The sequence below is a fragment of the Natronoglycomyces albus genome (genome assembly GCF_016925535.1).
Classification (GTDB): Bacteria; Actinomycetota; Actinomycetes; order Mycobacteriales; family Micromonosporaceae; genus Natronoglycomyces; species Natronoglycomyces albus.
Window position 1 is genome coordinate 1,885,272 of sequence record NZ_CP070496.1, and the last position, 12,979, is coordinate 1,898,250.

11 protein-coding genes are annotated in these 12,979 nt (G+C 60.8%); 3 read left to right on the forward strand and 8 right to left on the reverse strand.

Features of this window, described 5'->3' with window-relative positions; all coding sequences use genetic code 11:
* The first annotated feature begins 26 nt into the window (after window positions 1-26).
* Window positions 27-2,528: a DEAD/DEAH box helicase gene (locus JQS30_RS08020; RefSeq protein WP_246498119.1), complete on the forward strand. Its 2,502-nt coding sequence runs from the start codon at window positions 27-29 to the stop codon at window positions 2,526-2,528.
* Between the two features lie 22 nt (window positions 2,529-2,550).
* Here JQS30_RS08020 and JQS30_RS08025 read toward each other — a convergent pair whose 3' ends face one another.
* The 4 genes from JQS30_RS08025 to JQS30_RS08040 all read right to left on the reverse strand — a co-directional run bounded on the left by JQS30_RS08025 (window position 2,551) and on the right by JQS30_RS08040 (window position 6,625).
* Complete coding sequence (locus JQS30_RS08025; RefSeq protein ID WP_213172827.1) at window positions 2,551-3,177, reverse strand: IMPACT family protein; 627 nt, start codon at window positions 3,175-3,177, stop codon at window positions 2,551-2,553.
* Between the two features lie 74 nt (window positions 3,178-3,251).
* On the reverse strand, window positions 3,252-3,998 hold the full coding sequence (locus tag JQS30_RS08030) for a succinate dehydrogenase/fumarate reductase iron-sulfur subunit (protein WP_213172828.1): 747 nt from the start codon (window positions 3,996-3,998) through the stop codon (window positions 3,252-3,254).
* Window positions 3,995-5,935 (reverse strand): fumarate reductase/succinate dehydrogenase flavoprotein subunit, encoded by a 1,941-nt coding sequence (locus JQS30_RS08035; protein ID WP_213172829.1) that lies wholly within the window; start codon window positions 5,933-5,935, stop codon window positions 3,995-3,997. The genes JQS30_RS08030 and JQS30_RS08035 overlap by 4 nt, the downstream gene beginning before the upstream one ends.
* Window positions 5,936-6,625 carry a succinate dehydrogenase cytochrome b subunit gene (locus JQS30_RS08040; RefSeq protein ID WP_213172830.1) on the reverse strand — a complete coding sequence of 230 codons (690 nt, stop codon included), beginning with the start codon at window positions 6,623-6,625 and terminating at the stop codon, window positions 5,936-5,938.
* 89 nt (window positions 6,626-6,714) lie between these two features.
* Between JQS30_RS08040 and JQS30_RS08045 the strand changes: the two genes are divergently transcribed.
* Window positions 6,715-7,641 carry a LysR substrate-binding domain-containing protein gene (locus tag JQS30_RS08045; RefSeq protein ID WP_213172831.1) on the forward strand — a complete coding sequence of 309 codons (927 nt, stop codon included), beginning with the start codon at window positions 6,715-6,717 and terminating at the stop codon, window positions 7,639-7,641.
* A 33-nt stretch (window positions 7,642-7,674) separates the two neighbouring features.
* On the opposite strand, the gene JQS30_RS08050 is transcribed toward JQS30_RS08045, so the two are convergent.
* Window positions 7,675-8,616 (reverse strand): GlxA family transcriptional regulator, encoded by a 942-nt coding sequence (locus JQS30_RS08050; RefSeq protein ID WP_213172832.1) that lies wholly within the window; start codon window positions 8,614-8,616, stop codon window positions 7,675-7,677.
* 95 nt (window positions 8,617-8,711) lie between these two features.
* Between JQS30_RS08050 and JQS30_RS08055 the strand changes: the two genes are divergently transcribed.
* Window positions 8,712-9,743, forward strand: coding sequence for a saccharopine dehydrogenase NADP-binding domain-containing protein (locus JQS30_RS08055; protein WP_213172833.1), 1,032 nt, complete (start codon window positions 8,712-8,714; stop codon window positions 9,741-9,743).
* An 89-nt stretch (window positions 9,744-9,832) separates the two neighbouring features.
* Here the strand turns inward: JQS30_RS08055 and JQS30_RS08060 are convergent, their stop codons facing one another.
* From JQS30_RS08060 to JQS30_RS08070, 3 genes are read right to left on the reverse strand one after another with little or no spacing between them, the layout of a single operon-like run.
* The gene (locus JQS30_RS08060; RefSeq protein WP_213172834.1) at window positions 9,833-10,252 is read right to left on the reverse strand and encodes an ankyrin repeat domain-containing protein; all 420 of its coding nucleotides are present in this window, start codon (window positions 10,250-10,252) and stop codon (window positions 9,833-9,835) included.
* Window positions 10,253-10,312: 60 nt separating this feature from the next.
* Window positions 10,313-12,130, reverse strand: a complete 1,818-nt coding sequence (locus JQS30_RS08065) for a glycoside hydrolase family 3 protein (protein WP_213172835.1) — start codon at window positions 12,128-12,130, stop codon at window positions 10,313-10,315.
* A 56-nt stretch (window positions 12,131-12,186) separates the two neighbouring features.
* Entirely contained in the window at window positions 12,187-12,741 is a 555-nt protein-coding gene (locus tag JQS30_RS08070; RefSeq protein ID WP_343076202.1) for a rhomboid family intramembrane serine protease, read from the reverse strand.
* Between the last annotated feature and the right edge of the window lie 238 nt (window positions 12,742-12,979).

Consider the following 12,979-nt stretch of genomic DNA (forward strand, 5'->3'; position numbering starts at 1 on the left):
GTGGCGACGTGGCACCATTGACGCTTGTGAGCATCATTGACTTTCTGCCCAGCACCAGCGCCGATGGCGACGACGTATACGAGGCTTTTCATTCTTGGGCCGATCAGGAGGGCATTGACCTTTATGATCACCAGGAGGAAGCTCTCATGGGGTTGTGTGAGGGCAATAACGTCATCGTGTCCACGCCCACTGGTTCGGGTAAGTCGCTGATTGCCACCGCGGCTCACTTCTATGCCATCAGTCGCGGTGGTACCACTTTCTATACTGCTCCGATCAAGGCGCTGGTCTCGGAGAAGTTCTTCGAATTGTGTAACCAGTTTGGCACCGACAATGTCGGCATGCTCACCGGTGATGCGGCGGTCAACCCCGATGCTCCCCTTATTTGCTGCACCGCTGAGATCTTGGCCAATCTTGCTTTGCGTGAGGGCGCCGATCTTGACTGTGACCAGGTGGTGGCCGATGAGTTCCACTTTTACTCCGAGGTTGACCGCGGCTGGGCCTGGCAGGTGCCCTTGCTGTTGTTGCCCAAGACTCAGTTTGTGCTCTTGTCGGCCACGCTGGGTGATACGTCGTTTTTTGAGAAAGATCTCACCGACCGCACTGGGCGTGACACTCTTGCCGTCACGTCGGTGCAAAGGCCGGTGCCGTTGCATTATCAGTGGCGCGCTACCCCGTTGCATGACACGGTGGAGGATCTTCTGAATCATCAGCAGGCGCCGGTGTACCTGGTGCATTTCACGCAGGCTTCGGCGTTGGATTCGGCCTCGGCGCTCATCAGCGTCAACCCCTCCAGCAAGGAGGAAAAACGTGCCATCGCCGATGAGATCGCGGGTTTTCGTTTCACCACGAAGTTCGGCCAGACTCTTTCGCGGCTCATTCGTGGCGGGGTGGGTGTCCACCATGCGGGGATGCTGCCCAAATACCGTCGGCTGGTGGAACGTTTGGCGCAAAAGGGACTTTTGAAGATCATTTGCGGGACGGACACTCTCGGGGTAGGTATCAACGTTCCCATCCGCACCGTGGTCTTTACCGGCTTGACTAAGTATGACGGCCAGCGGACGCGCCGTTTGCGTGCTCGGGAATTCCATCAAATCGCTGGCCGGGCTGGCCGGGCTGGATTCGACACCGACGGCTATGTGATTTGTCAGGCCCCCGAACACGTCATCGAAAATGAGAAAGCGCTGCGCAAAGCCGCCAGCAACCCCAAGAAAATGAAAAAACTACATAAAAAGAAGCCGCCGGAAGGCACCATCACCTGGACCGAAGAAGGCTTCAACAAACTCATCGACTCCCCACCCGAACCACTCACCTCCCGCATGCGACTCACCAACTCCATGCTCCTAGCCACCCTCTGTCGCCCAGGCGACTCCTTCACCAACGTCCGCAACCTCATCGAAGGCTCACACGCCAACCGCAGCCAACAAATACACATGGCCCGCACCGCCATCTCCCTCTTCCGCACTCTGCGCGACGCCAACATCGTCACCGTCTTGGACCAACCCGACAACCAAGGCCGCACCATCGCCCTCACCGTCGACCTACCCGACCACTTCGCCCTCAACCAACCCCTCGCCCCCTTCGCCCTCGCAGCCCTGGACCTACTCGACGACCAAGCCGACACCTACCAAATGGACATCCTCTCCATCTTCGAGGCCACCCTCGACTCCCCCGGCAACATCCTGGCCGCACAACGCAAAAAAGCCAAAACCGAAGCCATGGACGCCATGCGCGCCGAAGGCCTCGACTACACCGAACGCATGAACCGCCTCGACGACATCGACTACCCCCAACCCCTAGCCGACGAACTCGACATCGCCTTCACCGCCTACAAAACCAGCCACCCCTGGGCCGGCGACTACCAACTAGCCCCCAAATCCATCCTCCGCGAACTCTGGGAAGGCGCCATGACCTTCTCCGAATACATCGCCCGCTACCAACTCCCCCGCGCCGAAGGCACCCTCCTGCGCTACCTCACCGACGCCTACAAAACCCTCACCCAAACCCTGCCCGAGACCCACAAAGGCGACCAACTCACCGACCTCCTCTCCTGGCTGGGCGAAACCGTCCGCCAAATCGACTCCTCACTGCTAGACGAATGGGAACAACTAGCCAACCCCACCGACACCGAAACCGACACACTCGACATCGGACGCCCCGGCACCGCCTTCTCCGACAACCGCCACGCCTTCACCGTCGCCATCCGCAACAGCGCCTTCCGCCACATCGAACTAGCCGCCCACGACAACATCAGCGCGCTGGCCGCGCTCGAGACCGGCTGGGGCAGCAGCGAATGGGACGAGGCGCTGGAGGCCTATTTCGCCCAACACGACGACATTGGCACCACCACCGCCGCGCGCGCCAAGAACATGATTGACATCCACGAAGAGGGCCGTATCTGGAAAATCCGCCACATCATCGATGACCCCCAGGGACACCACGACTGGCATCTGGACGCCGAGGTGGATCTAGACGCCTCCGATGAGGCCGGAGCGGTCGCCTTCACCGTGACAGGGTTCTCCAACGACTAGCCCCGCCCAACAAGTCGCGTACCTAAGCGGCAGGGGATTCGGGCACCTCTGCCATATACTGACCGGTCACCTCAAGATCGACCGATCCAGAGGAAAGCGACCGCAGTTGCGACTCCAAACCCTCCACATCATCAGTGGCCACATCAAACCTCATCGACGACCCCCAATGTACGTCGATGACGATCGCGGCCCCTGAACGCAACAGCGACTCAATCACCGGCCCAATCGCGTAGTCTGCCTCGATACTCACCCGATGCAGGGGCCGCAACAGGTGAGTCCCCACCGATTCCACCGCCTGCGCCACCGAAGTCGAATAGGCCCGCACCAGGCCACCGGCGCCCAACTTCACACCCCCGAAGTAGCGCGTCACAATCGCCAGGGTGTTGGTCAACTCCCGACCGGTGAGCACCTCCAACATCGGCGCTCCGGCCGTCCCGGCCGGTTCTCCATCGTCGTTGGAACGCCGCAACGGCCCCTGTGTGCCGACCACATAGGCGGTGCAATTATGCGAAGCATCCCAAAAAGTACGCCGATGCGCAGCGATGGCCTCCCTGGCCTGCGATTCGGTCTGAACTCGAAACAGAAAACACCAAAACCGCGACTTTTGAATCGTCACGTCGTGACGACCATTCGAACTGATGATGCGCACCCCAGTAGTCTCTCACTCGAATGCGTTCGGGGGCACCGCGTATACGCGGTGCCCCCGAATATGCCTAGGGAACGTTAACGACGCCCAGACACGGCCTTGCGGAAATCACGGTTGAGCTGGCCGATGACATCCAGCCCAATCTCCTTGGGACAGGCCACGGCACATTCACCGGTGTTGGTGCAGCCACCAAACCCAGCCTCGTCGTGCTCTTGGACCATGCCGATGACACGCGTGTGACGCTCCGGCTGCCCCTGCGGCACCAACCCCAGGTGAGCGACCTTGGAGGCCATGAACAACATGCCCGAACCATTGGGACACGCCGCCACACACGCACCACAGCCAATACACGCCGCGGCGGCAAAGGCCGCGTCCGCATCAGCCTTGGGTACCAGCTGCGCGTGCGCATCCGGCGCGGTCCCCGTCGGCGCCGAGATGTAGCCACCGGCGGCAATGATCTTATCGAACGCTTCCCGGTCGACCACCAGGTCTTTGATCACCGGGAAGGCTTTGGCCCGCCACGGTTCAATGTCGATGGTGTCGCCATCGGCGTAATGGCGCATATGCAGCTGACAGGTCGTCGTGGCCGCGTTGGGGCCATGCGGCTGCCCATCAATCACCAAAGAACACGCGCCACAGATACCCTCGCGGCAGTCATGGTCGAACGCGACGGGGTCCTCACCCTCGCCGGTGAGCTTCTCGTTGAGAACGTCCAGCATCTCCAGAAACGACATGTCGGGGCTGACGTCGTCGAGGATGTAGGAGACCATCGCGCCATCGGTGTCGGCGTCGGCCTGACGCCAGATCCTGAGTTTGAGTTTCACTTGTAGCTCCGCGTGCTGGGTTTGACGTATTCGAAGTTGAGGTCCTCTTTGTGGAGGATGGGTTTACTGCCCTGTCCCCACTCCCAGGCGGCGACATAGGAGAAATTCTCATCGTCGCGCATCGCCTCGTTGTCCTCCGTTTGGCTCTCGGCACGGAAGTGCCCACCGCAGGATTCCTCCCGATGCAACGCGTCGATACACATCAGCTCCGCTAGCTCAAAGAAGTCCGCGACACGGCCAGCGCGTTCGAGCGACTGGTTGAGTTCGGCACCGGTGCCAGGCACCTTCACGTTGGTCCAGAACTCTTCCTTCAAATCGCGAATGAGCGCGATGGCCTTGTTCAGGCCCGCATCGGTACGTTCCATGCCGCAGTATTCCCACATGATGCGGCCCAACTCGCGGTGGAAGGAGTCAACCGTGCGGCTGCCGTTGATGCTCAGCAGCTTCTCGATACGGCTGGTGACCGCCTGCTGGGCGGACTTGACATCCTCATGGTCCTCGCCCAGGGCCTCGAATGGCCCATCGGCCAGATAGTCGTTGATGGTGTTGGGCAACACGAAGTAGCCATCGGCTAGGCCCTGCATCAGTGCCGAGGCACCCAGTCGGTTCGCGCCGTGGTCGGAGAAGTTGGCCTCTCCAATCACAAACAGGCCCGGGATGCTCGACTGCAAGTCATAGTCGACCCACAGACCACCCATCGTGTAGTGCACGGCCGGGTAGATACGCATGGGCTGCTCATAGGGGTTCTCCCCAGTGATGCGCTCATACATGTCGAACAGGTTGCCGTACTTGGCCTCGACCGCCTCGCGTCCCAAACGCTCAATGGCATCGGCGAAGTCCAAGTACACGCCCAGCCCGCCGGGGCCGACACCGCGACCCTCATCGCAGACGTTCTTAGCCGCCCGCGAGGCGATGTCGCGCGGCACGAGGTTACCAAAGGAGGGGTAGATCCGCTCCAGGTAATAGTCACGTTCGGACTCGGGAATGTCGGCCGCGGCACGCTCATCACCGCCGGTCTTGGGCACCCACACCCGCCCGTCGTTACGCAGCGACTCACTCATGAGAGTGAGTTTGGACTGGTGATCACCCGAGACGGGGATACACGTGGGGTGGATCTGCGTGTAGCAGGGGTTGGCGAAGTACGCGCCGTGGCGGTGAGCCCGCCACGAGGCGGTCACGTTGCAACCCTTGGCGTTGGTCGACAAGAAGAACACGTTGCCATAGCCACCGGTGGCCAACACGACAGCATCGGCCAAATGGGTGGTGATCTCGCCGGAGACCAGATCCCGCACGATCACACCGCGCGCCTTGCCCTCGACGATAACCAGCTCAAGCATCTCGTGGCGCGAATGCTGGTTGACCGTCCCGGCCGCGATCTGCCGCTCCAGAGCCTGGTAGGCGCCCAACAGCAACTGCTGACCGGTCTGCCCTCGGGCATAGAAGGTACGCGAGACTTGCGCACCACCGAAGGACCGGTTGTCCAACATGCCGCCATACTCACGGGCAAAGGGAACACCCTGAGCGACACACTGGTCAATGATCTGCACACTCACCTCGGCCAGGCGATGCACGTTCGACTCCCGGGCACGAAAGTCACCACCCTTGACCGTGTCGTAGAACAGCCGGTGGATCGAGTCGCCGTCGTTGCGGTAGTTCTTCGCCGCGTTGATGCCACCTTGAGCGGCAATCGAGTGGGCCCGCCGCGGCGAGTCTTGGAAACAGAAGTTCTCCACCCGGTAGCCCAGTTCGCCCAGGCTGGCCGCCGCGGAGGCACCGGCCAGGCCGGTACCCACCACGATGACACCGAGCTTGCGACGGTTGGCCGGGTTGACCAGGCGCGCGGAGAAACGGCGCTGGCTCCAGCGTTCGTTGATGGGGCCCGTGGGGGCTTTGTCGTCGGCGATGTCCTCGCCGAGGGTGTAGTACTCGAATGACATTTAACTCACCAGCCCAAGGATGACGGCGGTCGGGACCGACAGGAACCCGACGACGATGATGATGGCGAACAGCGTGGAGGCCCGTTGCAGGGTCTGTTGGGTGCGCGCCGAGGACAGTCCTGCGGTTTGGATCGCTGACCATAGGCCGTGGCGTAGGTGTGCGCCCAGCATGAGGACTGCGGCTATGTAGATGAGGGTGACCCACCAGCGGTCGGGGGCGAAGGTGGCGATGACAGCGGCGTTGACGTCGCTGTGCTCTTCGACGGGGTTGACGTGGCGGGTGGTGAGGTCGAGGATGTGGAAGATGACGTAGAGGAAGATGATCAGGCCGCCCCAGCGCATGGTGCGGGCCGCGTAGGAGCCGCGGACGGGGGGCCGGTGGGCGTATTTGACCGGGCGGGCCGCATGCGCGCGTCGGGTGAGGACGATCGCCGAGGACACGTGGGCGATCAGTGCCACTAGCAAGACGATGCGGATGATCCACAGCAGTCCTTCGTAGGGCAGCAGCGGTGCTCCCAGGTTACGCAGCCATTCGGCGTATGCGTTGAAGGAATCTCCCCCGAAGAAGATCTTCAGGTTTCCGATCATATGGGCGACGATGTAGCCGATCAGGATGACACCTGAACCGGCCATCACATATTTGAGCCCGACCGACGAGCGCCGTTGCGTCGCGGGGGCTTTCGTTTTCACATCTGTTGACACCTTTCCAGGCTACGAAATGCCCCACTTAATCGTCTAATGCATGAAGCGACGCCATTCCATGCCAGTAGGCTATGAGGATGCGTTATGAACAGCTCATCGCGTTCCTCGCGGTCGCAAAAACCCGACATTTCACCCAAGCGGCGCAAGATGTCGGTGTGTCACAGCCCTCACTAAGCAAACAGATCCAATCACTGGAAACAGCGCTAGGCGCAAAAATCTTCACCCGATCCCGTGGACGCATCGAACTGACCGACGTCGGCCAAGCCCTCCTCACCCACGCCCGCCGCATCACCGGAGCCGTCGACGCGGCCCGCGCCGACGTCGACGACGTCCTAGCGGTGCGCTCAGGCCGACTACGACTGGGAGCCACGCCCTCCCTATGCGCCTGGCTCATCGCCCCACTACTAGCCCGCTACCTCGAACGCCACCCGCACGTCAACGTCGCCATCATCGAAGACGGATCCGAATCACTCACCGACCGACTCTCCGCTGGCGAAGTCGACCTCGTCTTCACCACCGCCCGCCCCGAATCGGCCGAACCACTCATCGTCCAACCCCTACTGACCGAAGCGCTCGTCGTAGCCTCAGCAGCCAGCCAGCCACCCCTATCAGCCCAAGAATTCATTGGACTAACCCAGCTGCGCGAACAACAATTCATCCTCCCCGCCACCGGATACGACCTACGCAGCCTGACATTGGCCGCATGCAAACAAGCGGGATTCACCCCCCGCATCGCCGTAGACGGCGGAGCCACCGACGCCGTCATCGGCCTCGTCGAAGCCGGACTCGGAGTCGCCCTCCTACCCGCCATGATCGCCGCAACCCGACCCGAGCTGCGCTCCACCCCCCTGGCCCCACCCGGCGCAGCACGCACCATCTCACTGACCCAACGCGGCGACATCACCCCCACCAACGCCGCAGCCGCCTTCGCCGAATGCGTCGACGAACACCTCACCGACCTCCACGCCTGGGGACGACTACCCGAAGGCATGAAAGCAATCTGACCGACCACAACAAACACCACCGGCCAACCACTCTCACTCCCGATGACGAAACGCCCGCCGATAAGCATCCGGAGCAACCCCCACCACCGCCTTAAACTGCCGCCGCAACGTCGTAGCAGTCCCCAACCCAGTAGCCACCGCCACAGCCACCACACTCAAATCAGTAGCCTCCAACAACTCCTGCGCCCGCCGCACCCGCTGCACCAACAACCACCGCATCGGCGTCTGCCCCGTCACCGCCCGAAAACGCCGAGCCAAATGACGCGAACTCATATTCGCCTCTCGCGCCATATCAACCACACTCAACGGCCGATCCAAACGCGACAAAGCCCACTCCAACACCGGCGCCAACGCATCCCCAGCCCGGCCCGGCACGGGCGAAGTCACAAACTGCGCCTGACCACCCAAACGATGCGGCGGAACCACCAGCCGCCGCGCCACCGCATTAGCCACCGAAGCCCCAAAATCACGCTGCACCACATGCAAACACACATCCACCGCAGCGGCCTTCCCCGCCGACGTCAACACCGAACCGTTATCGGTATACAACACATCCGCATCCACCACCGCCCCGCCAAAACGCTCACCCAACTCCCGCGCATGAGCCCAATGCGTCGTCACCCGCCGCCCATCCAACAGACCCGCAGCACCCAACACAAACGCCCCAGTACACAACGACACCACCCGAGCCCCCGCCGCATGAGCCGCCCGCAACGCCTCAATAACCTCACCCGAAGGCACATCCCCAACATCAGCCAAAGCCGGCACCACCACCACATCAGCACCAACCAAACCCTCCAACCCAACCTGAGGCTCCACCACAAACGGCCCCACCCGCGCCGAGGCAGGACCACACAACTGAACCTCATACCAACCATCGGGCCCATCAACCAACGGACGCCCAAAAATCTCACACGCCACCGCCAGCTCAAAATGCAACAAACGACCAGCCACCAACACCGCAACCCTCGACATGTCCGAAATTGTACGCACCACGGCGTTCCAGACACACCCACCAACCCCACCAGGAGAGCAAACTAGAACCACCAACCACACCAGAACGGACCCACATGACCACCACACAACCCATAGCCATCTACGGAGCCACCGGACACACCGCACAATTCATCACCCGCGAACTACACCACCGCGGATACCCCACCATCATCTCCGGCCGCGACACCACCACACTGACCGCGCTGGCCCACACCTGGAAACACACACAGGCGCGACCGGCATCCATAGAAGACCCATCCGCACTCGACCGAGCCCTCGACGGCTCCCAAGCCGTCATCAACTGTGCCGGACCCTTCGCACTCACCGCCACACCACTCATCGAAGCAGCACAGCGCGCGCACATTCCCTACCTCGACATCGCCGCCGAAATCGAAGCCAACCTCGACACCTTCACCAACTACGCCACCGCATCCATACCCATAGTGCCGGCCATGGCGTTCTTCGGTGGCCTAGCCGACCTACTAGCCACCGCCGCCATCAGCCCCGGCCAGCATGCCGAAGCCATCCACATCGCCTACGGGCTCACCAGCTGGCACCCCACCCCCGGCACCCGCAGCGCCGGACGCATCTCGGCCCAACGTCGCGCTGGAAAACGCATCCGGTTCGCCGATAAGACCTTGCAATACCACGACGAACCAGCCCGGCAACAAGAATGGACCTTCCCCGCCCCGCTGGGTCAGCAAACAGTATGGACCGAATTCACCATGGCCGACGTCGTCACCATCCCCAGCCACCTCAACGTCACCGACATACACACCTATATGACCCACACCGCCGTCGAAGACATATCCAACCCCGACACCCCAGCGCCACAACCAACCGACACGCAAGGCCGCTCCGATCAAAGATTCACCATCGACCTCACCGTCGACACCCAAACTCACCAACAGCGGGCAACCGCACACGGACGTGACATCTACGCGACCACCGCCCCCCTGGTAGTCGAAGCGCTCCAACGCATCCTGGCCCGAAAAACCCACACCACCGGCGCCGCCTCGCCCGGGCACATGTTCGACGCGGCGGACTTCCTACGCACCCTGGCCCCACACCTCGACGTCACCATCGAACAAAGGCCCAACCGGTAAAACAGCCCTAACCAGCCGGTCGATACCACCACCGAAGTTCGCGCCCCAACACAACGACCAGACAACCGCCCCTACCCGCATCAACACGCTCAACCCAAATCAGGGTGAAGACCAACCCGGTCAAACATCGCCGCCGTCTGCCGAGCCGAGGGCTGGCCCGCATCAGGGTCAGCCCCCAACTTCAACAACTGCTCCACCACCGCAGCCGAGCCCTTGAAAACCGCCCCCGCCAACGGAGACTGGCCCCGATCATTCAACGCATTCACATCCGCACCCCGAGCCGCCAACGCCGCCACCGTCGCAGCATGACCATGATAAGCCGCCAACATCAACAACGAATCCCCCGAACCCGTCGCCAAATCCACAGGCAAACCCGCCGACAAATACGCCTCTAGCCGGTCGGAATCACCCGTACGCGCCAAATCGAATGCCCGCTGCGCAATATCAGCGAAATCCTCACCACCGGGCCCCTGGCCAGAAAACCGCTCAACCTCATCCTGTGCACTCATAGATCAAGACTGCCACAAACCACAACCGGACAGGCCCACACCGCACACCCGAACACACCCTCAACGACTCAACCCATGACCACGCTCGAACAACACCTCGCCACCAGCGTCAACCACATCAACCGGCAACCTTCCCGTGGCATCACGCTCACCAAAAATCACCCCCGCCAACGACCTAACCGCAGAAGCCGTCGTCGCATACGTCGCCACCGCCGCACCCGGAGCATCCATATAGGCAATATCGCTCGGATTCTCCACCGCCACCGCCACCACATCAGTACCCGAACCAATAAGCGCCTCCACCAACGCCACCTGATCAGGACTACTACGCAAATTACGAGTCAACACCACCACCACATCAGCATCCTCCGAAGCCGCAACCGCCCGCGCAATCTGCTCAGCAGACGGCTCCACCCCCGTAGCCAACGCCTCCGCATTCACACCACGAGCAGGAAACTGCTCAGCCAACGACGCCGTCACATCCTCCCCCACGCCCGTCACCAACACATCCGCACCCGAATCCACATCCAACGGCAACACGCCCTCATTGGACAACAACGTCGTCGTCGCATCCGTAATATCCTGCGCCGAAGCCGTATTCTTCGCCGAACCCACCACCGCATCAACCCGATCCACATTCACCATCGGACTCGACACAATGCCCCGGTCAAACTTCAACCGCAAAATCCGGGCCACCGACTCATCAATACGCTCCTCAGTCAACTCACCAGAAGACACCGCATCCAACACCGCATCAAAAGCCACCTCCAAATCCGCAGGCATCAACAACATGTCCACCCCCGCCTGCAACGCCTTCACCGGGATCTGCGCATCCGAATAATCAGCCCTAACCCCCTCCATCTCCAACGAATCAGTAACCACCACACCATCAAAACCCAACTCATCACGCAACAAACCCGTCATGATCGGCTCAGACAACGTCGCCGGCGTACCCGAGGCATCCAAAGAAGGAAACCGCAAATGCGCCGACATAATCGAATCCACCCCCGCCTCAATCGCCGCAGCAAACGGCGGCAAATCCGTCAACTCCCACTGCTGACGATCATGCGTAATCTCCGGCAAAGCCACATGCGAATCCACATCCGTATTCCCATGCCCCGGAAAATGCTTCGCCGCCGCAGCAACATGGAACCGATACCCCTCCACCTGAGCCGCAGTCAACTCCGCAACCACACCCGGATCAGACGAAAACGACCGCACCCCAATCACCGGATTAGCCGGATTCACATTCACATCAGCCACCGGCGCGAAATTGTAATTCAACCCCATCGCCGCCAACTCCTGCCCCGAAATACCCGCCGCCAACCGAGCATCCTCAAAATCCCCCGAAGCACCCAACGCCATCGAACCAGGCAACGCCGTCACCGGATCACCAATACGAGTAATAAGACCATGCTCCTGATCAGTCGAAATCAAAGCCGGAACCCCCGCCCCCGACGACACCGCCGCATCCTGAATCCCATTCGACAACTGAGCAATCTGCACCGGATCACCCAAATTATCCGCCCACGAAAAATAAATCACGCCACCAACATGAAACCGCTCAAACAACTCATCCGCATTATCAACCCCATGCGCATCCTGATTCGCCGCCACAAAATCCGCATTCGCCGTATCCGCAGCATCACCGAAAACATAGGTCATAAACAACTGACCCACCTTCTCCTCCAGCGACATCTGCCCAACCATGTACTCCACATAGTCGCCACCATCATCAAACGACCGAGAATCCCGCATACCCTGCCCATTCCCCTTACCCAACACCACAACAAACACAACAACCAACACCGCCACCGCAGTCACCACACCGGCAACAAACAGCGCCCCCCGCCTACTCAAAGAACCGCCCACAGACATCACACACTCCCCCCACTCACATAACCCGCACAATCAAACACCACTAAACAGAAAAACTAAAACCCAGACCGCTCAACCCGCGCCCGCGCCACCAACGCCCGCTCACGCCGCGCCAACCCAAAAGCAGCCAACAACCCAGCCAACAACCCACACAAATGCGCCTGCCAAGAAACATGAGCCTCCTGCGGAAAAACCCCCCACACAAGAGACCCATACACAACCACGACAACCACACTCAACGCAATATCACCAAACTGCCGCACAAAAACACCACGACCCACCAAATAACCAAAATAGCCGAAAACCACCCCAGAAGCTCCGACCGTCACCGTAGCCGACGGCGCAATCAACCACACCCCCAACCCCGACAAAACCACAATCACACCAGAAGCCACCACAAACCCACGCCAATCACGCAGCGCCGCCACCACCCCCATCAACACCAACGGAACCATATTCGACACCAAATGCCCCGCACCCACATGCAACAAAGGAGCCACCACCACCCCCGGCACCAACCCCGACCACGACCGCGCCTCAATCCCCCACGACGTCAACGCCCACGGCAACAACCAATCAACCAACACCAACAACCACAACAAACCCAACACCAACAACCACAACAAAACAACCCGCTTCACAAACCCCACCGACGAAGACGACCGCCCCAACTCAAAACCCATAACCCCCAACCTACCCACCACCAACCAACCCCCAAAAAACCACCACAACCCAAACCCAAAACTGCCACACACAGTATTGACACAACCACAGCCACCCATAGAGGATGGAAACCGGCAAACCCAAAAATGCCGACAAACACACCCAACAACAGGAGACCACCCACAC

Bases quoted from the DNA above. Each gene is read 5' to 3' on its own strand.
- JQS30_RS08065 (WP_213172835.1), bottom strand. From the start codon at position 12,130: ATGTCTGTGGGCGGTTCTTTGAGTAGGCGGGGGGCGCTGTTTGTTGCC.
- JQS30_RS08035 (WP_213172829.1), bottom strand. From the start codon at position 5,935: ATGTCATTCGAGTACTACACCCTCGGCGAGGACATCGCCGACGACAAA.
- JQS30_RS08050 (WP_213172832.1), bottom strand. From the start codon at position 8,616: ATGTCGAGGGTTGCGGTGTTGGTGGCTGGTCGTTTGTTGCATTTTGAG.
- JQS30_RS08045 (WP_213172831.1), top strand. From the start codon at position 6,715: ATGCGTTATGAACAGCTCATCGCGTTCCTCGCGGTCGCAAAAACCCGA.
- JQS30_RS08060 (WP_213172834.1), bottom strand. From the start codon at position 10,252: ATGAGTGCACAGGATGAGGTTGAGCGGTTTTCTGGCCAGGGGCCCGGT.
- JQS30_RS08055 (WP_213172833.1), top strand. From the start codon at position 8,712: ATGACCACCACACAACCCATAGCCATCTACGGAGCCACCGGACACACC.